Source organism: Solirubrum puertoriconensis, from assembly GCF_001483135.1.
Lineage (GTDB): Bacteria > Bacteroidota > Bacteroidia > Cytophagales > Hymenobacteraceae > Solirubrum > Solirubrum puertoriconensis.
The window spans coordinates 1010351-1033377 of sequence record NZ_LNAL01000006.1 but is presented as its reverse complement, the minus strand read 5'-3'; the positions used below and the strand labels follow the sequence as shown (position 1 = coordinate 1033377).

The window sequence follows — 23027 nt, the reverse complement described above, 5'->3', positions numbered from 1 at the left end:
AGGTACCGCCCGGGCTAGCGGGCCGCCTCGAGCAAGTAGTAGTCGCGTGCAGGATGTCGTTGCGGCCCCTAGGTTGGCCTGCACGCGACACATTTCACAGGTCACAGACATGTCGTAGTCGCGGTTGCAGCCGCCTGCGCATCCCCGCGTTGGCGCCAGTGGAGTACCACCGGTAGTGCCCCTCGGTTTGGGCTACGTTCCCTTGCTTAACTCCAACGGAATAGCAGATCAAGCCACTCTGCTATTTCTGCCCTTACTTGCTCAACCAATGAGGTTGAGGATTGTGGCCAAAGAAAAACCGGAGGAAATAATAAGCGCGGCGGACAGGTAAGCGCCGCTATTTTTGCAGCATGCCCAACATCAACCGCGTCGAGTTCACCGCCACGGCCATCTACCTGCACTTGTCGGATGGTACCTTTCGCAGCTGCCTGTTTACCCAAGCCTGCGCCGCCTTTCTTTACCACGCTACCCCGCAACAGCGCGCCAACTGGACGCTGGAAAAACGTGACAGCGTAATCAGTTGGCCCGACCTAGGCGTTGCGCTTACCGTGGATGGCTGGGAAATAAAGCAACACGTGCTGACCGAAGCCGCCGTGGGCTAGGCGCTGGTGAGCGACCTAGGGGCTCAGTTTCACCACTGAAGCGCGCACAACTATCCACATTAAGAACAATCGCCCCGCCTGGCTTATTGCCTAGCGGGGCGATTGGCTTAGCAAGTCCATCCTCACTGCATCCAACAACTACTACACTAAATCAAACACAGCCGAGTAACGGGTGCAAACTGCATTAGTGTGCAGCTAGGCGCTATTTGAGGTTGAAGAAGAGAGGGAAAAGAAAGGTGACGATTACCGTCCAGACAAAGTATACCGGCAGGTAGCGGGCAATAACCTCACCTACCCCGCCTAAGCTGCGCTTTTGGGAGGCGGCCCGAAAAAGCTGGGTTGTCACGAGCAGCAGATTAATAAGAATCAACACGTTGCCGCCCAGCACTGCGGCCCGGTTCGGAGTGATGCCCCAAGTGGAGATACGGAACAAAATGGCAGAAAGTGCCACGCCGTTGACAACGATGGTGACGGCCGAAAGCAAGGCCAGCACCCACACCTCGGGACGGGTTTTGGAGGACCGGGAGCTTTCCGAAACCGAAAAGAAGATGATGGCCATCACGCCAATCAGCAGCGCGTTGAAGATCAGCAGAAACTCCCGGTCGTTGTAGGGGTCCTTACCGGAGTACACCATGGCTACCAGGTAAATCACCAGCATTACCAGCACCAGCGGGGAGAAAATGCGGGCAATAACCGGCGACACCCGCCCCACCAGTTGGGGATTGGCTTGCGTTAGATAGGTACCGACGATGGGTGCGGCCGCCAGTCCGAAAACCACCACGTACTGCACGTAGAACTGCTCGATGTTAATGCCGATCAGCGAAAACAAGCCAATGGTTATCCCGGTCATCAGCACGCCTGCAATCAGAATCAGCGTGGTAATTACGACTAGGTCGCCGTTGTACTTCAGAAAGCGCAGCCGCGGCTCGGGGCTTCGGCTGATGCCGCCGGCGTAAGTAAAGCCCAATACCGACCAAAGGAACAGCAACAGGTGCACGCAGGATAGCAGCAGTGTATCGCTGGTTTTCACATCCGGCAGCAGGTTGATGTAGACCAGGCCGGCCAGGCTGGCTCCCACCACAAACGCCGACTTGCCAGGGCTTAGCCGGTTTTTCCAGGCGAAGTAGGCCGAGAGCAGAGGGAAAACAATGAAGCCCACGTTGCGTGGGTAAAAGAACTCTTCGTTTAGCGCGAAGATGGCGGGCAGCTTGGCAATGAGCCCCGCCAGCAGCGAGGCGATGATTACAAACACCAACTCCTGCCGGCTGCCCCCGGAAACCTCCTCGCTGGCGTAGGTGAGGCGAGCGTGCCAGAAGCCGAGCAGAGGGTTGTCCGGCTGCTCGGGGTAAGCCGCCTGAAAGGCCCTCTTAAAGCCCGGTTTGTCTTCCCGGTACAAGCGTTCCAGCTGCCCGGGGTTGTCAAGGTTGGCAAGAATGGCGTTTTTCATACGGCCGGGAAGTACGCGCTACTGCGCAGCTAACTAAAGTACTTTGCGAATCAAAGCTAACAAACTTTGTTTCGCTTCTCTAGGTTGCTGAAAGTAATTTTTAGGCTGAAGCAGCAGTTTGCTTTCGCCCTGCCGTCAGTGCATTCAACCATTCCGGTTGTGGCTGCTTACAACAACGGGCAGCAACCAACCGCTGCGGTTGGCTGCTGCCCGTTGAGTAATGCATACCCGGTCGGATTAGGCGCCTTTTGCCTTATCAATCTCTATTTAGGGAAAGCGGCAATCATGCCACTATTTGCTCTTAAACCGCTTAATGGCTTCGCGGGTGAAGTCGGACAGCACCAGCCGGCCGCTGATACCGGCGCGCTCAACCAGCAGCTGGTCCCAGTGCTCGGTGCCCTGCCAAAATACCTGCTTGAGCTCCGTAAGGGCCTCGGGGTTGTAAGCGGCTAGCTTGGCGGCAAAGGCGGCCACGGCCAGATCGAGTTGCTCGGCGGTTTCCAGCACGTCGGCGTACAGGCCCCGGTCGCGGGCCCAGGCAGCCGAGCGGAACTCGCCTGCGTCCAGGGCAAGCTGGGCGTAAGCCGCAGCTCCGATTTTGCGCTCCACGGCCGGCCCTACCACGAACGGCCCAATGCCCACAACCAGCTCGCTGAGCTTTACCGCCGCTTGGGTGGTGGCAAAGCAGTAGTCGGTGGAGGCGGCTACGCCCACCCCGCCACCAATGGCCTTGCCCTGCACCCGGCCGATGATAATTTTCGGGCAGCGGCGGCAGGCGTTGATGACCTTGGCAAAACCGGAAAAGAACTCCAGCCCCTGTGCCTCGTCTTCAATGGCAATCAGCTCGTCGAAGGATGCACCGGCGCAAAAGGTTTTCTCGCCTTCGCTGCGCAGGATGATAACCTTGGTGCGCGGATCCGCTCCTACCAGGGTAATGGTTTGGGCCAACTCGGTGAGCAGGGCGCCGGGCAAGGAGTTGTGCGAGGGGTGGAAAAAAGAAATGGTGGCTACGCCGAGCGCGTCGGTGCTGGTTTCGACTTTGCCGGCGGTGAGGGTATCGTTCATGCGGTTTGTTCTGGTGTTTCTGGCCCGCAGTGGGCGCTGAGGGAAGCTTAGAGGAGGCAGAGCTCAGCGCCGTTCTGCGCCAAACCTCTGCCTCCTCTGCGGGCTAAACTATTCTTGATTTTTCTTCTTAACCATCGTTAGGATGGTAGCCACGGCTACGGTCTCGCCGGTTTCGTCGGACACTTGCACAAGCCAGCGCACAATGCCCTTCGCTACGTCGTCCTCCGAGCGTTTTTCCTGGCCAATCTTCTCCTTCACCGTCAGCTGCACGCCAATGGTCATGCCGGGGTATACGGGCTTGGTGAAGCGGCATTCGTCCAGGCCGTAGTTGAGCAGCACGGGTCCTTTGCGCGGGTCCACGAACATGCCGGCGGCCTTGCTCAGGATGTAGTAGCCGTGGGCCACGCGGCCGGTGAACAGCGTACCCTCGAGCGAGGTAGCGTCTACGTGGGCGTAGAAATTGTCGCCGGATACCTGCGCGAAATTCGTGATATCGGCCTCGGTTACGGTGTGGCGGTGCGTGGTGTAGGTCTGCCCGATTTCCAACTCTTCGAAGTAGTGCTGGAAGGGGTGCTTGTCGCGCTCAAACTGCTTGGCGCCCTGCTGGTACACGTCGGTAATGGCCGTCAGCATGGTGGGCGAGCCTTGCACGGCTACCCGCTGCATAAAGTGCTCTACCCCGCGCGTGCCGCCCATCTCCTGCCCGCCGCCGGCGCGGCCCGGGCCGCCATGAATCAGCAGCGGCATGGGCGAGCCGTGGCCGGTGCTTTCCTTGGCTACCTCGTTGTTCAGCACCAAAATGCGGCCGTGGTGCGTAGCCGCCCCAAGCACAAACTCCTGGGCCACGTGCGGGTCGTTGGTGGCTACCGAGCACACCAGCGAGCCTTTGCCCATGTTGGCCAGCTTTACCGCGTCGGTTACATCGTTGTACGGCATCAGCGTGGTTACCGGCCCGAAGGCTTCCACCTCGTGCGAATCGGTAAACCGGAACGGATCGGAGTTGAGCAGCACGATGGGTGAAATAAACGCCCCGGTTTGGCAGTTCGCGCCAATTACCTGCACGTTGTCCAGGTCGCCGTACACGATGGGCGTGTTTTTCGCCAGCTGCTGCACCTTTTCGCGCAGGCGCTGCAACTGTTCGCGACCGGCCAGCGCCCCCATGCGCACGCCCTCGGCCAGCGGGTGGCCAACGGTGGTTTGGGCCAAAGCTTTACCTAGGGCAATCTGCACGTCCTCCACCAGGTGCTCGGGCACAATGGCACGCCGAATGGCGGTGCACTTCTGCCCAGCCTTGGCCGTCATTTCCTTGCGCACTTCCTTAATGAAAAGGTCGAACTCCGCGGTGCCGGGCACGGCGTCGGGGCCGAGTACGGCGGCGTTCAGCGAGTCGGCTTCCAGGTTGAAGGGCACGGCCTCGGCAATTACGCGCGGGTGGGCCTTGAGCTTGCGCCCGGTTTCGGCCGAGCCCGTAAAGGTGACTACGTCGCGGTAGTCAACGTTATCCAGAATGCCGATGCCTGAGCCCACCACCAGCTGCAGGGCGCCTTCGGGCAGAATGCCGGATTGAATGATTTCCCGAACTACGGCCTCGGTTAGGTAAGCCGTTGGTACAGCCGGCTTAACGATGGCCGGCATGCCCGCGAGCAGGTTAACGGCAATCTTCTCCAGCATTCCCCAGATGGGGAAATTGTAGGCGTTGATGTGCACGGCTACGCCCTCGCGCGGCACCATGATGTGCTGAGCCATAAAGGAGCCGCCCTTCGACAGCCCAATCGGCTCCCCATCAACGTAGAACGGCTTGTCGGGAAATTTGCGGCGCAGCGAAGCATTAGCAAACAGGTTGCCGATGCCGCCTTCGATGTCAATCCACGAGTCGGCGCGGGTGGCGCCGGAGCGGTAGCTAAGGGTGTAGAACTGCTCCTTGCGCTCCGACAGGTACAAGGCAAGGGCCTTAAGCATCCGGCCGCGCTCATGGAAGGTCATCCGGCGCAGGGCGGGGTTGCCCACGCGGCGGCCGTAGTCCAGCATGGCGGCAAAGTCGAGGCCTTCGCCGTCGGCAATGGCAATGACTTCGCCAGTGGAGGCGTCGTAGAGCTCCTGCTTATCACCCGAGCCGGCCATCCAGCGACCTAGGGCGTAGTTTTCAAGGGTAGGAATCATAAGAAAGGGAGGGAATGATTAGAGGGGAAGTGCGGGGGTGAGCCGGCGGGGGTGCCCGCCAGGAAGCAAAGTGCGGTCGGCTCAAACGTAAGTTAACGGTCGGCTTTGCGCTCGGCCCAAGTTTGGTAGCTGGGCTGCTGCACCGTACGGTCGGCTGGAACTTCGCGCAGCGGCTCGCAGGGCTGCAAGGTGCGGTGCAAGTCGGCCGGCATTTGCATGTAAATGTGCGTGCCTTCGGTTTTCCAGGCCAGCATCTCGTCGCTGACTTGCCGGATAATCTTATGCGGGTTGCCCACCACCAGGCTGCGCGGCGGAATCACCTCGTCGGCTTTGATGAAGCTAAGCGCGCCGATGATGCTTTCGTCACCTACTTCAACCCGGTCCATGATTACGGTGTTCATGCCCACCAGCACGTTGCGGCCGATGGTAGCCCCATGAATGATGGCGCCGTGGCCGATGTGGGCCATTTCGCGGAGCCGAACGGTGGTGCCCGGAAACATGTGCACAGTGCAGTTCTCCTGCACGTTGCAGTTGTCTTCAATCACAATCTGGCCCCAGTCACCACGAATGGCGGCGCCCGGACCTACGTACACGTTGCGGCCGATAATGACATTGCCCGTTACTGCAGCCTGCGGGTGCACAAAAGCCGATACGTGCACGACGGGTACGATGCCGTTAAACGAGTAGATCATACTTTCTCGAGAACGACGGCGTAGCCCTGGCCCACGCCTACGCACATGGTAACCAAGGCGTAACGCTTGTTTTGCTTGTGCAGCTCCAGCGCGGCCGTGTTCAGGATGCGGGCCCCGCTCATGCCCAGCGGATGACCTAGGGAGATGGCACCTCCGTTGGGGTTCACGCGCTCGTCGCCTTGCTCGATCCCGAGGCCGTGCATGCAGGCCAGCACCTGCGCCGCAAAAGCTTCGTTGAATTCGATTAAATCAATCTGATCCAGGGTCAGGCCCGCTTTTTTCAGGGCGAGTTGCGAGGCCGGCACCGGACCGATGCCCATGATGCGCGGCTCTACGCCCGCCACTCCCATTGAGACGATGCGGGCCCGCGGCGTGAGCTGGTGCTGCCTGATGCCGGCTTCCGAGGCCAGCAGCAAGGCGGCCGCGCCGTCGTTGAGGCCCGAGGAGTTGCCGGCCGTTACGGTTCCTCCCTCGCGGAAGGCCGGGCGCAGCTTGGCCAGGCCCTCCAGGCTGGTGTTCGATTTGATAAACTCGTCCTGAGTGAAAAGCACCGGCTCGCCTTTGCGTTGCGGAATGGGCACCCGTACAATCTCTTCGGCAAAACGGCCGGAGTCGCGGGCGCGGGTGGCTTTCTGGTGCGAGGCAAAGGCAAAGCGGTCCTGGTCTTCGCGGCTAATCTGGTCGCGCTCGGCCAGGTTTTCGGCCGTCTCGCCCATGGCGTCGAGGCCGTACTGCAACCGCATGCGGGGGTTAGCAAAGCGCCAGCCAAAGCTAGAGTCCACCATCTCGGAGTCGCGGCCAAAAGCAGTGCTGGCCTTGCTGATTACCAGCGGACCGCGCGTCATGCTTTCCACGCCCCCGGCCACGAACAGGTCTCCGTCGCCTACCTGAATGCCGCGCGCCGCGCCAATCGCGGCCGACAAACCCGAGGCGCACAGGCGGTTTACCGTTTCGCCCGGCACCGACACCGGCAAGCCGGCCAGCAAAGCAGCCATGCGGGCCACGTTGCGGTTGTCTTCTCCGGCCTGGTTAGCACAACCTAGGAGCACGTCAGAAATTCCGGCGGGGTCCACCGTGGGGTTGCGGCGCAGCAGCTCCTGGATTACCAGCGCCGCCAGATCGTCGGGGCGTACGGGCGCCAGCGAGCCGCCAAAGTTGCCGATGGGGGTTCGGATTCCGTCGACGAGATAGGCTTGGTTCATGGGCAAAGCTAAAAAATTGCGGAGCGGTGCAGTGGCCGGTTTCCCGGTCCGGAGGCCGTAGCTGGCCATTGAGTACTTCCGCGTGCAAGAGCACTCAGGAAGCAGAAGCGGCAGCCGCACGGGCCGTGAAGCTCTGAAGTTTCAGGAAAATCTAACGAATGTTAGTTAGAGAATCTGTAAAAAGGGGGCTGGCTAGTGGGAACTACACACGCTTTGCCGCTCTGCATTTTGTGGGCTCGGGGCTCCTAGGTCAATAGCTAAGCCATTGTCATTCAATGGCACAAGAGAACAACAGCTCTGAGTTGGCAGCCACTTGTAGGGACGTGAGACGCCACCGAGGACTTGAAGTATTTGCGCGAGCGACGGAATCCAAGCACTCGGTCGTTGGAGATTTTCTGTTGCCAACTCCAAGGACCACATCGGCCAGGTCGCTTTTATTTGCTGGACGATTTCCTGCCGAGTGCCAGCCGTTGCTCGCATTTCAAGCCGGGCAACAACGCCAACGGGCCCGGCCGGGCTTGTGTGCCTGGCCGGGCCCGTTGGTATGGCTTTGGTGCTTCTACTTAGCCGCGGGGTACCAGTTGCGCAGGCGCACGTCAATTTTCTTGTTGGCCGCGTTCACGGTTTTCTGAAAGGTAGCCACGTCGCTCAGGCCGTTCTGGCCGCGGTAGTGGTAGGGATACACAATGCCGGGCTTGAAGGCCAGCACCCCCTGCGCGGCCTGGGGCACGTCCATGGTGTAGGGCAGATTCATGCACACAAATGCCACGTCGATGTTCTTCAGTGCGCGCATTTCGGCAATGTCTTCGGTGTCGCCGGACATGTACACGTTCTTGCCGCCCAGGGTGAGCACGTAGCCGTTGCCGCGGCCTTTGGGGTGCATGGCATCGGCCGCTTCGGGCAGGTTGTACATCGGCACGGCTGCTACCGTCATGCCCAGCGTATCGAGCCGCTGCCCGTTGCGCAGCACGCGCACCTGCGCTTTGTACTCCGTCGGCAGCTTTTCAGCTACCGCCTGCGGCACTACCATCAGGGCTTTGCTCACGTTCAGGCCCGCCAGTGTCTTGGCGTCCATGTGGTCGGGGTGAATGTCGGTGATCAGCACCACATCGGGCGCGGCCAGGCCAGCATAGGCCTCGGCTCCGCCGTAAGGGTCGACGTAAATGGTTTTGCCGTTCCAGGTAAACACCACGCTGCCGTGGGTGATGGGCTGCACTGTTAGAGCCCCCTGCTTAGTGGCAATCTGGTCGGCGGCTACGCGCGTGGCTGCGCTAGGGGCAGTGGTTTGCGCCAGAGCCGGCACTGTTAACGCCGCCAGCGCGGCCGAGAGCATAGTGGTAAACTTCATTGGTGTTGGTATAGGATTCGTTGGAGTGGAAGCCTCAGGTTTAGAGCAGCAGGTTGCCCCGTTTTAGCCCATGAAGCCGGGGCAATAACCCAATTCCTTGCTATAAGTTCGTGCATTCTTTCTACTAACCTGCCTAACTCTGAATTCAGCTGCGGGCCTTGGTTGGCGCTGCTTCGTTTGAATAACTCATGGAGTGAGCACCGCTTGGTTGCCGGCGCATTATCACCTCCTCTTACGCAGCAATCTTTTCGCTGCCGCGCAGGGGCAGCCCCTAGGTGAGCTGGCTCCAATTTTTCGCCGCTACCCAACTCGGTATAAAGGATCAGCTAAACTGCTGCCCTACTCTATTGCAGCCCCTTCAGCATTCGGTAAAAACCCTCGGCGTAGGTTTCGCTGATGGGAATGATCTGGTCGGCAATCTGGATTCTGTTTTTCTCGATGTGGTCGATTTTATTCACCGCAACCAGAAACGAGCGGTGCACGCGCGCAAAGTCCTGCGGGGGCAGCAGCTCCTCTAGTTTAGCGAAGCTTAACAGCGTCATGATCTTTTCGGTCGGGGTATGCAGGCGCAGGTAGTCCTTCATTCCTTCCACGAAGAGGATGTCCCGAATGGCTACCTTCTGAATGCGGTGGCCTACCTTAAGGAAGATGTACCCCGGCTCACTTTGGGGCTGCACTCTCTCTTCCGGCTTGTCCTGATTGTACCTAGGGCTTTGCTCTTGGTACAGGCGCAGCACGCTGCGGTAAAACCGCTCAAAGGTGAAGGGTTTTAGCAGGTAATCCTTCACCTCCAAATCGTAGGCCTTGAGCGCATACTGGTCGTAGGCGGTGGTTAGAATGATCATGGGTTTGGGGCTCAGCATCGGAATAAAACTGAGCCCATCCAGATCGGGCATGTTGATATCCAGAAACAGCAGGTCGGGTTGGTCGTGCTTCAGCTGAGCGGCAGCTTCCAGGGGGCTTACGTAGGTACCCTTCAGCTCCAAAAAGGGGACTTTTCGGATGTATTCCTCCAGAATCTCCTGGGCCAGGTACTCGTCCTCAATGATGTAGCAGCTGAGCTTTTCTTTCATGCGCCGGTACGTGCAGGCCGTGTATGATAAGCGTGACGGTAAAGATGTTGCTTGTGTTCTGAATGGTGAGCGTATGCTGGTCGGGGTACAACAAAGCCAGTCGTTTCCGGACGTTGGGCAACCCAATGCCGCCCGGCTCGTCGAGGGTAGCAGCCGGCTTGGTGGCGATTGGGTTTTGCACCCTGAAAGTCAGCACATCGGCTCGCACCTCCACCTGCACTTTCAGGTCGCCAGGCTCTAGGCGGGCAGGGCTATGCTTATAGGCGTTTTCCAGCAGATGAATGAATAGCAAGGGCGCAACGTGGCAAGCGTCTGTGTTGCCTTCTACCTGTAGCTCAACCACCGGGCTGTGCTTGTAGCGAAGCTGCTGCAAATTCACGTAATCCTGCAGGTAGTCCAGCTCTCTAGTCAATGGCACCGTGGCGGCATTCGACTCGTAAATCATGTAGCGCATCAACGACGCCAGCTGCATTACCGCATCCGGGGCGGCCGGTGCCTGCTTATACACCAGGGTGTGGATGTTATTGAGCGTATTGAACAGGAAATGCGGGTTGATCTGGGCTTTCAGATAATGCAGCTCGGCCTCCGCGGCTTGTTTCTCCAACTGCTCCTTCTGGATGGTGTTTAGCACCAAGTTTTCGGTAGTGCGAGCCAGCCAACTCAGAAAGAGAAAGATGGGCACCGTAGTGATCAGGTGCATGCTGTATAACCCGAAATCGAACGCTTTTTGCTGGAAAAGCAGAAACGGCAGAGGCCCGGTCAACACAATGGCCCCTAGCTGCAGCCAATAATCTTTCCCCTTCTTCTGGCCTGCGTGTTGGCTTAACAGGTAGAAATGAGCGTAAAATACATACACACAGGTAGCTATAAACCCTGCTGTAGTGCTGCGCCAGTTGGCGTCGGTGTCACTGCTCAGTTGCAACACAACCAACAAGGCAAATAAAACCCACACCACCAGGTGAATCAGCCAGAAGATTCTTTTGACGCGCTCCATGGCACAAAGGTGTTTTGTCAGGCTTTACCTAGCACGCCCCGCTCGACTAGCTGCCTTTTCTGCTCTACGAAAGGCGCCAGGCGGCCAACCGTTGGTTTGCGGCAGCAAAACCGATTTTGGTCGATTACTTCCCCGCATTAGCATATCTGGTTTCGCTTTCCAAGCGGGTACTCATTGCTTCGAACTGAATTGGAGCAGGCCCTATCCTAAGTGCTTGCTCCTTTTCGAAGATTCACCGAAGCAAATCCGCTATCATGGGAAAGCACCCGCTGGGCCTGAGCATCCGCAACGTTTCGAAAAGGTACGCGAATGGCGTGCAGGCATTGCATAATGTGTCGCTTGATATTCCGCCGGGCATGTACGGCTTGCTGGGCCCGAACGGGGCGGGCAAATCGACGCTGATGCGCACGCTCGCCACGCTGCAGGCGCCCGACGCGGGCACGATCCACCTGGGCGACATTGATGTGGTCAAGCAGAAAGAAGCCGTGCGCCAGACGCTGGGCTACTTGCCCCAAGAATTTGGCGTGTACCCCAAGGCCCGGGCCGAAGACCTGCTCGACTACTTCGCTATTCTCAAGGGCATCGGCAACAAAAGCGAGCGGCGGGCAACGGTCGAGCATTTGCTGCGGCAAACCAACCTCTGGGAGGTGCGCCGGCAAAAGCTGGGCGGCTTCTCGGGCGGCATGAAGCAGCGCTTCGGCGTGGCCGTGGCCCTGCTCGGCCAGCCGAAGCTGCTGATCGTCGACGAGCCCACGGCCGGCCTCGACCCGGCCGAGCGCGTGCGCTTCCTCAACCTGCTGAGCGAGCTGGGCGAAAACAGCGTCGTGATTCTCTCCACCCACATCGTGGAGGACGTGGCCGAGCTCTGCACCAACATGGCCATCATCAACCAGGGCCGCATCCTGCTCGAAGCCTCGCCCCTAGGTGCCGTGGCTGCACTAACCGGCCGCATCTGGCGCAAGCTTACCGACAAGCAGGCGCTGCCCGCGCTGGAGCAGGAGCACCAGATTGTTTCGGCTAAGCTGCTCAGCGGCCGCACCTTGGTGCACGTGTACAGTGAGGAGGCTCCCGGCTCCGGGTTTGAGCCAGCTGAGCCGGACCTAGAGGATGTGTATTTCAGTGCACTTAAAGGCTGCTTCGGCGAGGTCAATCAGCAACCCAAAACGGTGGTAGCCCTATGAAGTTCAGACGAATTTTTGCGCTGGAATTCCGTTATCAGCTGCAAAGGGCTACAACCTGGCTTTACTTCGGAGTTCTCCTGATCATTGCTTTTCTGATCGTTATTGCCAATTACGCCTCCGATGCACGCGACGGGTATTTCCTGCTCAACGCTCCTATCGTTATGGCGTCCGTTACGGTTATCTGCAGCGTCAAGTGGCTGCTGATTGGCGCGTCGGTGGCGGGCGATGCGGCCGCTCGCGACGTGCAGACGCGCATGCATTTGCTCACTTACCCGGCCCCGGCTAGCAAAGCGGCGTACCTAGGCGGCAGGTTTCTGGCAGCCTTTGCGCTGAGCGTGCTAGTACTGCTGGCCGTCCCAACGGGCATTCTGGTGGCTAATCACTTCGCCGGGATAGAGGCTGACATTCTGGGCCCGTTCCGGGTAGCGCCCTACCTGACAACCTTCCTGTTCATCGCACTGCCCAACGCCTTTTTCGCTACGGCCATTCAGTTTTCGTTGGCGGCGCTCAGCCGCCGGGCCCTGGCCAGTTACGTGGTGGGGGCGGCCCTGTTCGCGGCGGCTTATCTTATTTGGCCGGTGCTGGAGCAGGGCGGCGACTGGGTGAACCTGGCCGATCCGATGAGCTTCGGCCCGGTGCTAAACCACTTGTCAAGCGACTGGAGCCCACTGGAGAAGAACACCCGCCTGCTTTTGCTCGAGGGGCCTTTTCTGCTCAACCGCCTACTGTGGCTGGGCATCTCACTGGGCCTGCTGGCCTTTACTTACCGCCGCTTTCAGTTTGTTTTACCCGAGGCCAGCCGTAAATCAAAGTCCGCTCGGCAGCAATTGGTAACCGAGACTGTTCAGAAAAGCCTGCACTGGACCACCGGGCAGCCGCTGCCGCCCGTTTGCGGCAAGCATAACCTTGCCACGCGGCTGCGCCAGGTGCGCGTAATTACCACCCGCGCCTTGTGGCAACTCGCCAGCAGCAAGGCCGGCCTGCCGCTGCTGATTGCACTGGCCGTGCTGATTGGGGCGCTTTTGCCCAATAACCTGCGTGGCAAAGGTGTGCCCTTGTTGCCCCGCACCGATTTCGTGCTGGATTACCTGACCGCGCCGCTAGCGCAGCCGGAGCGGTTCTGGATTCTCATTGCCGTGCTCACCATCTTCTACGCCGGGGAGCTGGTGTGGCGCGAACGCGAAAGCGGCGTGAGTGAGGTAGTCAATGCGGCGCCCGTACCGGAGTGGGTGCAGTTTTTAGGCCGGTTTTTAGCCCTTGGGCTGGTGCTGGTAGCCTGGCTGGCCCTGCTGCTGGCGGCGGGCCTGGGTGCGCAGGCGGCGATGGGCGGCGCCACGGCGGAATTGGGGCTGTACCTGCCGGTGCTCTTTGGCCTGCAGCTAATCGACGGCCTGCTGTTTGCCCTGCTGGCCCTGGTAGTGCACGTGCTCGTTAACCAAAAATACCTAGGACACTTGGTGGCGCTGCTGGCTTACGGGGCTATCGTGTTTGCTCCCACCCTGGGCCTCGAGCACAAGCTGCTCATTTTCGGCGCTAGCCCGGCCTGGACTTATACCGATATGGCCGGCTTCGGACCTTCCTTGGCGCCCTGGCTATGGTTTAAAGGCTATTGGCTCGCGTGGGCGCTGCTGCTGGGAGTGGTGGCGGTGCTGTTCTGGGTGCGGGGCCGGGACGTCGGCCTCGCGGCCCGGCTGCAGCTGGCCCGGCAGCGCTTTACGGGCGCTTTGCCGCGGGTGGCGGCCGCGGCAACGGTTGGCATTCTGGCGGCCGGTAGCTTCATTTTCTATAACACCAACGTACTGCACAACTACACCAGTGCCTCGGCCACTTTGGCGCAACGGGCGGCCTACGAGCAGCGCTTCCGGCGCTACCACGAGCTGCCCCAGCCCCTGCTCACTGGCGTAAGCCTGGGAATAGAGCTGTACCCCCAGCAGCGGGCAGCGGAAATCCTGGGCATTTACCAACTGGTAAACAACACCCAAATGCCCATCGACTCGGTGCTGCTGGCCTCGGGTTGGGGCGGCGGGGAAACCACCGTGCTTCGCTTCGACCGCCCGGCCAAAGCCGTACTCGTGGATGCGAAGCACGGCCAGCACCTGTACGCCCTGGCGCGGCCCCTCTTGCCCGGCGATTCGCTCCGCCTGCACTTTGAGGTGCGTTACAGGCCGCAGGGCTTCTCTAACGAAGGAGCCGATGCGCAGGTGGTAGCCAACGGCAGCACTTTCCGGAACATGGAGTGGTTGCCCGTTATCGGGTACCAACCCTACCGGGAACTGGACGAAGCCGGCTCCCGCAAGGCCTACAGCCTCCCCCCGCGCCCCGCCACCGCCTCGCTCTACGACAAGACGGCCCGGCGATACGCACCGTTTGCCGAGCCAATCCGCTTCGAGGCCATTGTAGGTACCGACGCCGACCAACAGGCGGTTGCCCCGGGCCGCCTACGCCGAGCCTGGACCCAGGCAAACCGCCGCTACTTCCACTACGCCACGGAGGCGCCCATCCGCAATGAGTACGCCCTGTTCTCGGCCAACTACGCGGTGCAGGAAAGCAAGTGGCGCAACCCGGCGGCTGGCTCGAACCAGGAAGTTGCCATTCAGATTTACTACCCTACGGGGCTCACGGAAAACCCGGCGAGAATGGTTAGGAGCGCGCAGGCTTCGCTGGATTACTACACCAAGGAGTTCGGGCCTTATCCGCACCGGCAGCTGCGCTTTGTAGCTCACCCGAGCACCGGTTTCGGCCATCACGCCGCGCCCATCGACATCACGGCGGATGAGGGCTTTTTTCTGCTAAACCCCAAGGCCGACCCGCGGGGCTTCGATCTGGTGACGGCCGTGGTGGCGCACGAGGTGGCGCACCAGTGGTGGGGCAATCAGCTGAAGCAAGCCTACGTGGCGGGTGCCGGCCTAATAACCGAAAGCCTGGCGTGGTACTCGGCCATGGGCGTAGTGGAGGACAATTACGGCGCCGAGCACCTAGTCCGGCTACTGAGTTTTTTGCGGGAAGAAAATGCAACCCCGCGCACGAGGGCGGCCCAACCACTGCTGCAGGCCGACGACTGGTACCAGACGTACCGCAAAGGCCCACTAGCGCTGTACACGCTCAGCCAATACATGGGTCGGCCTCGCGTCAACCAAGCGTTGCGGCAGCTACTCGTGAACCACCGCCCCGGCACCGTTCCGCGGCCCACCTCGCTAGATCTGTACCGGGAGCTGCAGGCGGTTACGCCCGATTCCCTCCAGCCGCTCCTACATGATTTGTTTAAGACCAATACGTTTTGGGAGCTGGCGGCGGAAAGCGCTGTCGTTAACCAAACAAACGCCGGCAAATGGCAGGTGACGCTGACTTTGCAGGGCAGCAAGCTGGTGGTGGATAGCATCGGCACCGAAACCAAGCGGCCCATGCAGGATTGGGTGGAAATCGGCGTATTCGCGCCCGCCAAGGAAGGGCAGGAAACGGGCAAGCAGCTCTACCGGCAAAAGCACCTGATTAAATCCGGCCGGCAGACGATTGCGTTGACGCTTGCCGACCGCCCCGCCAAGATTGGCGTCGACCCACGCAGTTTGCTCATCGATTGGAATCAGCAAAACAACTATAAGGTGCTTATGCCCGGCAACTAGGCTATTTGTGCTGTGCATTCGCCTAAGTGAGCGAGCATTGCAACATGGTAGCCACCCAGAAAGGTTTTAATCTGGCTACGCACGCCGCTTCATCCTTCCAGCCCCTAAGTGCGTATAGCAGCGCAACAGCGCAAAATATGCTGCACTCAGCCATGGACGTGTACCACGAAATCCTGCCCGATCGGTACGTACTACTGCTTACCGAAAGCCCCGTATCGGCCAACGGAACCGCTGCCGATACCCTTGCACGCTGCCTGCTGCAGGCTTGGCGCAGTGGCAAAACCAGCGTGTGGGTTGATTGCAGCCGCTTGCACCACTTGCCAGCCAATGCCCGCGACTTGCTTTTGCGCTACCAGAAGCGCCTAGGTAGGCGCTCGGTTAAACTGGTGCTCAGCAAACCCAACGCCGAAGTGCAACACGCCTTTGCGGACGTAGCTCCCGATGCTCGGCCTGAAATCAGGACAACCGAGGCTCAGCCCGAGTAGAAGCTAAACTTAGCAGCGGTGGCGTAGTTGTTAGGAGTCTTTCCTCCTACCTTCCGCTGCATGAAACTACTGTATGGGTACTTGCGCCAGTACTGGGGCTTGTTGGCGTTGGCATTGCTGCTGGCGGCCATCAACCAAATCTTCTCGCTGCTCGATCCGTGGATTTTCCGGAAGGTAATTGACCAGTACGTGGTGTTGCCGGTGGGCCGCAAGCAAGAGCTTGGGGCCACGGGTTTTATGGAGGGCGCAGGCTTGCTCATTGTGGCTGCCATGGGCGTAGCCATGGTGTCGCGCATCGCCAAAAACTTCCAGGACTACTACGTCAACGTCATTACGCAGCGCCTAGGGGCGCAGCTGTATTCCGATGGCTTGCGGCACTCGCTCGATCTGCCGTATCAGGTTTTCGAAGATCAGCGCTCCGGCGAAACCCTGGGTAAGCTGCAGAAGGTGCGCACCGATGTCGAGCGGCTTATTTCGTCGTTTGTCAACGTGCTGTTCACTTCGCTGGTAGGCATCATCTTCGTGGTGGTGTACGCCATTACGGTGTACTGGCTGATTGCCCCGATTTACCTCCTGACCATTCCGGTGCTCGGCATTTTATCGTCGGTGCTTAGCAAGAAGATCAAGGTGATTCAGAAAACCATCGTGGCCGAAACCACGGCGCTGGCGGGCTCCACCACCGAAAGCTTGCGCAACATTGAGTTGGTGAAAAGCCTAGGGCTGGCGCAACAGGAAACCAAGCGACTGAACGACACCACGAGCCGCATACTAGCCCTCGAGCTGAAAAAGGTGCGCTATATCCGCTCCTTGGCATTTGTGCAGGGCACGTGCGTAAACCTGTTGCGCAACGGCATACTGCTGCTGATGCTCTACCTCGTGTTCGACGGGCGCATTACGGTGGGCGAGTTTTTCTCGCTGTTCATCTACTCGTTCTTCATTTTCGGGCCGCTGCAAGAGCTTGGCAACATCATCAACATCTACCGCGAAACGGAGGCGTCGCTGGCTAATTTTCAACAGATTCTCGATACTCCTCGCGAAGTAAAACCAGCCGCCCCTAGGTCGATTGGCCAGTTGCGTACCCTTGAGTTCGAGCAGGTGCATTTCCGGCATCTTTCGGCCAGCACGGCCGCTCTCGACGGCATCTCCTTCCGGGCTGACCTAGGCCAAACCATTGCCTTTGTGGGGCCTTCGGGCTCGGGCAAAACCACGCTTGTAAAGCTGCTGGTTGGGTTGTACCCGCCGGCGCAGGGGCGCATTTTGTACAACGATGTACCCGGCACCGACCTCGACCTAGACGCTCTGCGCGAGCAGATTGGCTTTGTGACGCAGGATGCGCAGTTGTTCGCAGGCACCATTCGCGACAACCTCCGCTTTGTGGCGCCGCATGCTTCCGACGAAGAGTGCCTGCAAGCCCTGCAGCAAGCCGCTGCCGACTCGTTGCTGCGCCGCGCCCCGCAAGGCTTGGATACGGTGATTGGCGAAGGCGGCGTAAAAGTATCGGGCGGCGAAAAACAACGCCTGAGCATTGCACGGGCTTTGCTGCGCCACCCCACCCTACTCGTGTTCGACGAGGCTACGTCAGCCCTCGACTCCCTTACCGAAGAGGAGATCAGCCGCACCGTGCGCGACTTATCGGCTACGCGCGAGCACCTTACTATTCTGATTGCGCACCGCCTCAGCACCATCCTGCACGCCGACCGCATCTTCGTGCTCGAGCGCGGGCGCATTGTGGAGGCCGGCCGCCACGATGAACTCCTCGAGCGTAAAGGGCTGTATTACGCCATGTGGCGCCAGCAAATTGGCGAGCGGCAGCGCCCCACCGCCAAAGCCGCCTCAAACGGAGCCGAGGCAACCACACACAAGCAGCCTGCCTAGGTGCCACTGCAGGCATCAAGCAAAAAGGCCCCGCCGAGGATAGCTCTGCGGGGCCTTTTTTTGGTGCTTATTGGCTTAATGCTGCACCAACACGCGGCCGCGTAGCGCCTTGCTGTCCTCAGCCTGCCACTGCAGGGTATACAAGCCATTGCGCAAATCGGCTACGGGTATTGCAGCCGCACTGGTACCCGTGGGCAAGCGCAGTTCCTTTACCGTGCGGCCAGCGGCGTCGATCAGCAAAATACGAACCGCTGTTGTGGAGGCCACAACCGGCCCGCGCACCTGCAGCACATCGGCCACGGGGTTCGGGAAGGTTTGTAGCTCGCGCGGCGCATCGCCCCCCGAAACCGCTACTGCACTCGAAAAATGCTCCGAGCCGTCGGTGTCTACCTGGCGTAGGCGGTAGTACCGCACCTGTCCGGCACCTAGGGGGCGCGTATCGGTGGCTTCGTAGGTACGCCGGATGTTGCTTTGGCCGGCTGCATTTACGCGGGCAACCTCCTGCCAGGTGCTAGCCGTTTGCTCGTCGGCGGCCTGCACCGAAAAATAACTGCTGTTCAGTTCGTTGGCCGTGGCCCAGCTAATTTTTGCACCCGGCAGGGTAGCCTCGTAGCGGGCAGTAAAGCTTACCAGCTCAACGGGTAGCGGAGTAGCGGCCGCCAGCAGCTGAATCAGAGCAAAGTCGCAGGGGTTGGGGCTGGTGAGGCTAAAATTGATGACTCCAAGACCACCGGCAATGTCGCTTTCAGCACTCAACGTGCGCGATTGTTGCCCGTTGGCAATGGCATAGTGCATTACCGCCCCCGGCCGAATGATGTGCCCTAGCTGATGAGCGTGGCCTTGCTCGTGCAGCGCTACACTCTCGAAATCGTATTGCGTTGAAGCCGGCGCCGTGGCGTTGAAGTTCCAGTTGGTGTCGTCGTTGAAGGTGAAGTCGGTTTCGGCCACCGACCAATTCGTTACACCGCCGGTAGAGCAGCCGCTGTAGTACGAGGTGGTGCGCCCCAACACCCCGGCGGGCAGCTCGGCACCTACATCGAAACGCACTACGTTAACGTTGTCGGAGGCAGCAGTATTGATGTTTACAGTGTTACCAACGAAGCGTCTCAGACGGGTTGCAGCAGCCCACGTACCTAGGGCCCGCTCAAACGCAGAACGTGCGGCGGGGCGGTCGGCAAAAGTGGGGTTGTACTGCAGCGTGTAGCCGCCTTGCTGGTCTTTGTTGATCAGGCGCGGGCGAGCGGGTGTGGAGCCAATGTTGCTGTAGGAGTAAACGATATTTAGGTTGGTGGCACTAGCTATGCTGGCGCTGCCGTCGGCGTACACCACAAACTTACCGGAGCCCGCACCGCCTCCGTTTGCGCTGGAGGGCACGCGCACTTCAATTTTTGTGTCGCTCCAGGAAACATAGTCGCTACTATTAGCGGCAACTTTGTTGAGGCCGCCTTGGTCGGCATTCGGAAATTCAACTTTGCCCGTACCGCGGGTGCTGCCAAAGCCCGAACCCGTAATGGTTAGTACAGCCCCCGTGCCCGACGACAAGCTGGTCGGCGAAAACCCCGTAATCACGGGGGCCGCCGTGCCTCGCGCTACCACTGCCGGGGCGCTTAGCTCGGCATTGCGCCGCAGCTCCAGAAAGCGGCGCCCGGAGTGGCGTTCTACGGCTGGATACAGTTCGTTTTCAATGGAGTTGTAGCGGGCAAACGGCTCGGCTGCCACATGCCTAGCAGCATCGTAGCGTACAAAACCTTGCGGACCGGCAAACAAGCGTAGTGCGCCTGGCTGGGGTGCAGCCGGATCGGCTTCGAGAAAGAACATGCCCTGCTCGCCTACCACCAAGCCGGCGGTGCCGCTTACATCTTCGCGGCGCAGCCCTAGTGTTCCGCCGGGCTCGGCCAGCTGAATTCCGGCAGCCGGCACCTGCCCCCGAAACACCTTAAATACCTCAAGCTGATTAAGGGTAAAAATCCGCCCTGCCGCATCCGTAACGGCCTGCTGCCCAACAATACGCGCTTCAACTACCAGCGAGGCTTCGGTGGCTCGGCGGCTCAATGCAACCGGCTCGAGCATACACGCCTCTTGTGCTTGGGCGGCAGTAGCTGCCGCAAACCATAAAAACAGAATAAACGCGAACGGTTGGTGTTTGGTCATACGCACTGCTTTGTACTTGTCCGAGACAACCATCTGCCGAGGTTGTCGGTCCGGTGCAAACATTTAGCAGCTCGCCTTAATTCCTGGTAGCAAATTTTTAGGCATAATCAAACGAAAACACCCCGCTCACGCGTTATAGTTGAGGTAGGCAAGCCTGGCTGCCGCTCTCAAAAATTGGCAACAAAATTGCACCACTGGGCAAAGGCTTAAAGGACTTTTTCATGAACCACAACCGCATTTTTCGCCGCCTGTTTTCGGGTATGCTCCTAAGCTGGAGCCTGCTTACGGGTGGGCAGGCCACGGCTGCTCAGCCAGCGCCGCAGCGCGATGTGCTGCGGGAAATCACGGATGTCGTGGGCCTGAAACCGCGTTTTGAACTGCGCGCCACTGCACAAGTTGAAAACGCCGCCGCCGTGGTGTACGGGGGCAAGCGATTTTTGCTATACAACCCCAATTTTGTGGGCGCCGTAAACCGTGCGGGCCGCACCGACTGGGCCGGCATCAGCATTCTGGCGCACGAAATGGGCCACCACCTCAACGGGCACACGCTTAAGCCCGGCGGCTCCAACCCCGCCGACGAGCTGGAGGCCGATGAGTTTTCGGGCTTTGTATTGCGCAAGATGGGCGCCAGCCTTGCCGAAGCGCAAACCGCTATGGCTATGGTAGCGCAGGATTACGACTCGCCCACGCACCCGGGCCGCCCCACCCGCCTCACGGCAATTGGCCGGGGTTGGCAGCAAGCCAATCAGCAGATTGTGGCCAGTGCCCGCGTGGTAGCTCCTTCGGCGCAGCCGGTAGCCATGGCATCTCGGCCGGCTACGCCGCGCCCTGCGGTGGTGCAACCTGCTTCAACGGGTTTCCTAGGTAAGCTCACTTTCCGCAACAGCCCCAACGATCCGCTTTACGTTACGCGCAATCTGAGTGTCGTACGCCTCGATTCGCAAGAGCGCACCGCTGCAATTGTGGGCCGCCTTACGCGCTCTAGCAGCGCCGACTTCCCCTTTGTGCTGGTTGATGCGCAGCAGCGTATGCTTTACGTAAGCGCGCAGGGCGGCATCTACAACCCGCAGGGTCAGCAAATCGGCCGCCTCACCGATCCTTCCTAGGTATCATTTCTTCCTCCTTTCTCCGAAAGCCAGCTTCTGCTCTAGAGGCTGGCTTTTTTCGTTGACCCGCCGCCACCCACAACGCACACGTCCAATCTCGCCGCCGAGGGTTATCATTGCTCCACAGCAAACTTTCCGCTCTGCTATGCCTGCTTATCCTTTTCTGCTCGTCGATGCATTTACCACGCGGCCTATGGGCGGCAACCCTTGCGCCGTGGTTCTCGACGCCGACGACCTCACGCCCGAAACCATGCAACGGCTGGCGCGCGAGTTCAATCAATCCGAAACCGCCTTTGTGCGCCGCTCTTCGCTGGCCGATGTTGCCGTGCACTACTTTACCCCAGCCGAGGAAATCCCCCTGGCCGGCCACCCTACCATAGCTACTGCCGCCGCGCTGGTACATGCCGGGCGAGTTTCGCTTACGGGTGGGCCAGTTTCGCTACAGTTTGAGCTGCGCGACGGGCCCATTGGCGTCGACATTGCCCCGGCCTCGGCCACGCACGCGCTTCAGGTAACCATGACCCAGCGCCGCCCCGTGTTTGGCGCATTGCACGACCCCGCAGTGGTAATGCCGTTGTTTGGCCTCACGCCCGACGACGTACTGCCTGGGGCTCCTATACAGACGGTAAGCACTGGCACACCGCAGTTGATGATCCTGCTGCGCGACCACGACGCCCTGCGCCGCGCCCAAGCCCCTGAAGCTGACACGTATAATAAGTATCGAAGCAGCAGCGACTTCTTCAGCCCCCACTTGTTCTGCCTAGGTGGTGCTACCTCAGCCGGCCGCACCTTTGCCCGCCACTTTGGCACGCCGCCCGATATCACGGAAGACCCGGTAACGGGGTCGGCTACGGGAGCTATGGCAGCATACCTGTGGCACCACAACTACCTGCCCGGCCCCGACTTTGTAGCCGAGCAGGGCCACTGGATGAACCGCCCCGGCAATGTGCAAGTGCGCGTAGTGGGTAGCCGCGACGCCATCGAAACGGTACAGATTAGTGGCAGTGCCGTGGTGGTGGTAGAGGGCACGCTTCAGCTATGACACGCGGGAACGTTCTGCGAACTGTTGGGTTTAGTAACCGACGAGGTTACTAAGCTCTGCCCCTGTTGTGCCCCTTGGCACCTAGGCACAATGGTTATAGCCTCCGGAATGACTATTACCTGCGCCTTTACCATTTCGCAAGCCGATGCCCGAATTACCCGAAGTAGAAACCTACCGCCGATTTCTGGACGACCTCGTGGTTGGCCAGCGCATTGTTGCCGTTGAGGTATTCGATGCACACGTACTGGCCTTAAAAGAAGATGCCTTGCGCGCGGCCCTTGTGGGAGCTACCGTTACGGCTACCCAGCGGCTCGGCAAAAACTGCTTTTTGGAACTCTCCGGCGAGCAAGTGTTGGTGCTACACTTCGGTATGACTGGCGACGTAGGCGCCTACCGCGACGACCACGACCGGCCCCGCTTTACCCGCGTTGCCTTGCACCTGCAAGATGGCCTGCGCGTGGCATTTATCGATCCGCGCAAGTTTGGCCGGATCCGCTTGGCTGCTAGCGTGGCTACTTACCAGCACGAAAAGCACCTAGGGCCCGATGCGTTAGACCTTACCGTTGAGAAGCTGGCTGCAGCTCTGGCGCGCAAGAAGACCTTGATTAAACCCGTGCTGCTCGATCAGCGCCTCACGGCTGGTTTGGGCAACTGGATTGTCGATGAAGTGCTGTTCCAAGCTAGCATTCATCCGGAGCGGGTTGCTTCTTCGCTTACCCCCGACGAGGTAGGCCGCTTACATGCTGCTATACAGCTAGTGCTGCGCACAGCCATTGAGCACGAAGCCAGCTACCAACGCTTCCCTCTTTCTTTTATTATACATGCTCGCGAATGGGACGCTTACCCTACCCCCAACTCCGACGCCTATAAGTACTGCCCCACCGACAAAACAGCAATAGTAAAAAAGTATGTAGGTGGCCGTGCTACCTACTTCTGCCCTATTTGCCAAAAAGAGACTTAAGAAGTAAGTTTACAAACAGCATT

At 59.6% G+C, this 23027-nt stretch carries 17 protein-coding genes; 8 read left to right on the top strand and 9 right to left on the bottom strand.

The features are described from left to right. The first annotated feature begins 350 nt into the window (after positions 1–350). On the top strand, positions 351–602 hold the full coding sequence (locus ASU33_RS09230; protein ID WP_059070449.1) for a DUF2442 domain-containing protein: 252 nt from the start codon (positions 351–353) through the stop codon (positions 600–602). A 202-nt stretch (positions 603–804) separates the two neighbouring features. Here the strand turns inward: ASU33_RS09230 and ASU33_RS09225 are convergent, their stop codons facing one another. The 8 genes from ASU33_RS09225 to ASU33_RS09190 all read right to left on the bottom strand — a co-directional run bounded on the left by ASU33_RS09225 (position 805) and on the right by ASU33_RS09190 (position 10583). Then, positions 805–2049 (bottom strand): hypothetical protein, encoded by a 1245-nt coding sequence (locus tag ASU33_RS09225; RefSeq protein WP_059070446.1) that lies wholly within the window; start codon positions 2047–2049, stop codon positions 805–807. Positions 2050–2340: 291 nt separating this feature from the next. After that, a complete protein-coding gene (locus ASU33_RS09220; protein WP_059070444.1) occupies positions 2341–3114 on the bottom strand; it encodes an enoyl-CoA hydratase/isomerase family protein in 774 nt (257 codons plus the stop codon). 108 nt (positions 3115–3222) lie between these two features. Further along, positions 3223–5274 (bottom strand): phenylacetic acid degradation bifunctional protein PaaZ, encoded by a 2052-nt coding sequence (gene paaZ, locus ASU33_RS09215; RefSeq protein ID WP_059070442.1) that lies wholly within the window; start codon positions 5272–5274, stop codon positions 3223–3225. Positions 5275–5366: 92 nt separating this feature from the next. After that, positions 5367–5966, bottom strand: a complete 600-nt coding sequence (locus tag ASU33_RS09210) for an acyltransferase (RefSeq protein ID WP_059070440.1) — start codon at positions 5964–5966, stop codon at positions 5367–5369. Next, entirely contained in the window at positions 5963–7168 is a 1206-nt protein-coding gene (pcaF, locus tag ASU33_RS09205; RefSeq protein WP_059070776.1) for a 3-oxoadipyl-CoA thiolase, read from the bottom strand. Before pcaF ends, ASU33_RS09210 begins: the two co-directional genes overlap by 4 nt. Positions 7169–7727: 559 nt before the next feature. Beyond that, the gene (locus ASU33_RS09200; protein ID WP_059070438.1) at positions 7728–8516 is read right to left on the bottom strand and encodes an MBL fold metallo-hydrolase; all 789 of its coding nucleotides are present in this window, start codon (positions 8514–8516) and stop codon (positions 7728–7730) included. A 344-nt stretch (positions 8517–8860) separates the two neighbouring features. Beyond that, positions 8861–9589 (bottom strand): LytR/AlgR family response regulator transcription factor, encoded by a 729-nt coding sequence (locus ASU33_RS09195; protein WP_059070436.1) that lies wholly within the window; start codon positions 9587–9589, stop codon positions 8861–8863. Continuing rightward, a complete protein-coding gene (locus ASU33_RS09190) occupies positions 9558–10583 on the bottom strand; it encodes a sensor histidine kinase (protein WP_059070434.1) in 1026 nt (341 codons plus the stop codon). The genes ASU33_RS09195 and ASU33_RS09190 overlap by 32 nt, the downstream gene beginning before the upstream one ends. A 269-nt stretch (positions 10584–10852) precedes the next feature. On the opposite strand from ASU33_RS09190, the gene ASU33_RS09185 reads away from it, so the two are divergent. From ASU33_RS09185 to ASU33_RS09170, 4 genes are all read left to right on the top strand, one after another. Continuing rightward, complete coding sequence (locus ASU33_RS09185; RefSeq protein WP_059070775.1) at positions 10853–11764, top strand: ABC transporter ATP-binding protein; 912 nt, start codon at positions 10853–10855, stop codon at positions 11762–11764. After that, the gene (locus ASU33_RS09180; RefSeq protein ID WP_059070432.1) at positions 11761–15384 is read left to right on the top strand and encodes an ABC transporter permease/M1 family aminopeptidase; all 3624 of its coding nucleotides are present in this window, start codon (positions 11761–11763) and stop codon (positions 15382–15384) included. Before ASU33_RS09185 ends, ASU33_RS09180 begins: the two co-directional genes overlap by 4 nt. Positions 15385–15521: 137 nt before the next feature. Beyond that, positions 15522–15869, top strand: coding sequence for an STAS domain-containing protein (locus tag ASU33_RS09175; protein WP_160328167.1), 348 nt, complete (start codon positions 15522–15524; stop codon positions 15867–15869). A 60-nt stretch (positions 15870–15929) separates the two neighbouring features. Further along, a complete protein-coding gene (locus ASU33_RS09170) occupies positions 15930–17744 on the top strand; it encodes an ABC transporter ATP-binding protein (RefSeq protein WP_059070427.1) in 1815 nt (604 codons plus the stop codon). Positions 17745–17819: 75 nt separating this feature from the next. On the opposite strand, the gene ASU33_RS09165 is transcribed toward ASU33_RS09170, so the two are convergent. Beyond that, positions 17820–19895, bottom strand: coding sequence for a matrixin family metalloprotease (locus tag ASU33_RS09165; protein ID WP_160328166.1), 2076 nt, complete (start codon positions 19893–19895; stop codon positions 17820–17822). 221 nt (positions 19896–20116) lie between these two features. Between ASU33_RS09165 and ASU33_RS09160 the strand changes: the two genes are divergently transcribed. The 3 genes from ASU33_RS09160 to mutM all read left to right on the top strand — a co-directional run bounded on the left by ASU33_RS09160 (position 20117) and on the right by mutM (position 23004). Continuing rightward, positions 20117–21001: a M48 family metalloprotease gene (locus ASU33_RS09160; protein WP_059070424.1), complete on the top strand. Its 885-nt coding sequence runs from the start codon at positions 20117–20119 to the stop codon at positions 20999–21001. A 145-nt stretch (positions 21002–21146) separates the two neighbouring features. After that, complete coding sequence (locus ASU33_RS09155; protein WP_059070422.1) at positions 21147–22043, top strand: PhzF family phenazine biosynthesis protein; 897 nt, start codon at positions 21147–21149, stop codon at positions 22041–22043. Between the two features lie 145 nt (positions 22044–22188). Then, positions 22189–23004 (top strand): DNA-formamidopyrimidine glycosylase, encoded by an 816-nt coding sequence (gene mutM, locus ASU33_RS09150; protein WP_059070421.1) that lies wholly within the window; start codon positions 22189–22191, stop codon positions 23002–23004. The last annotated feature ends 23 nt before the right edge of the window (positions 23005–23027 follow it).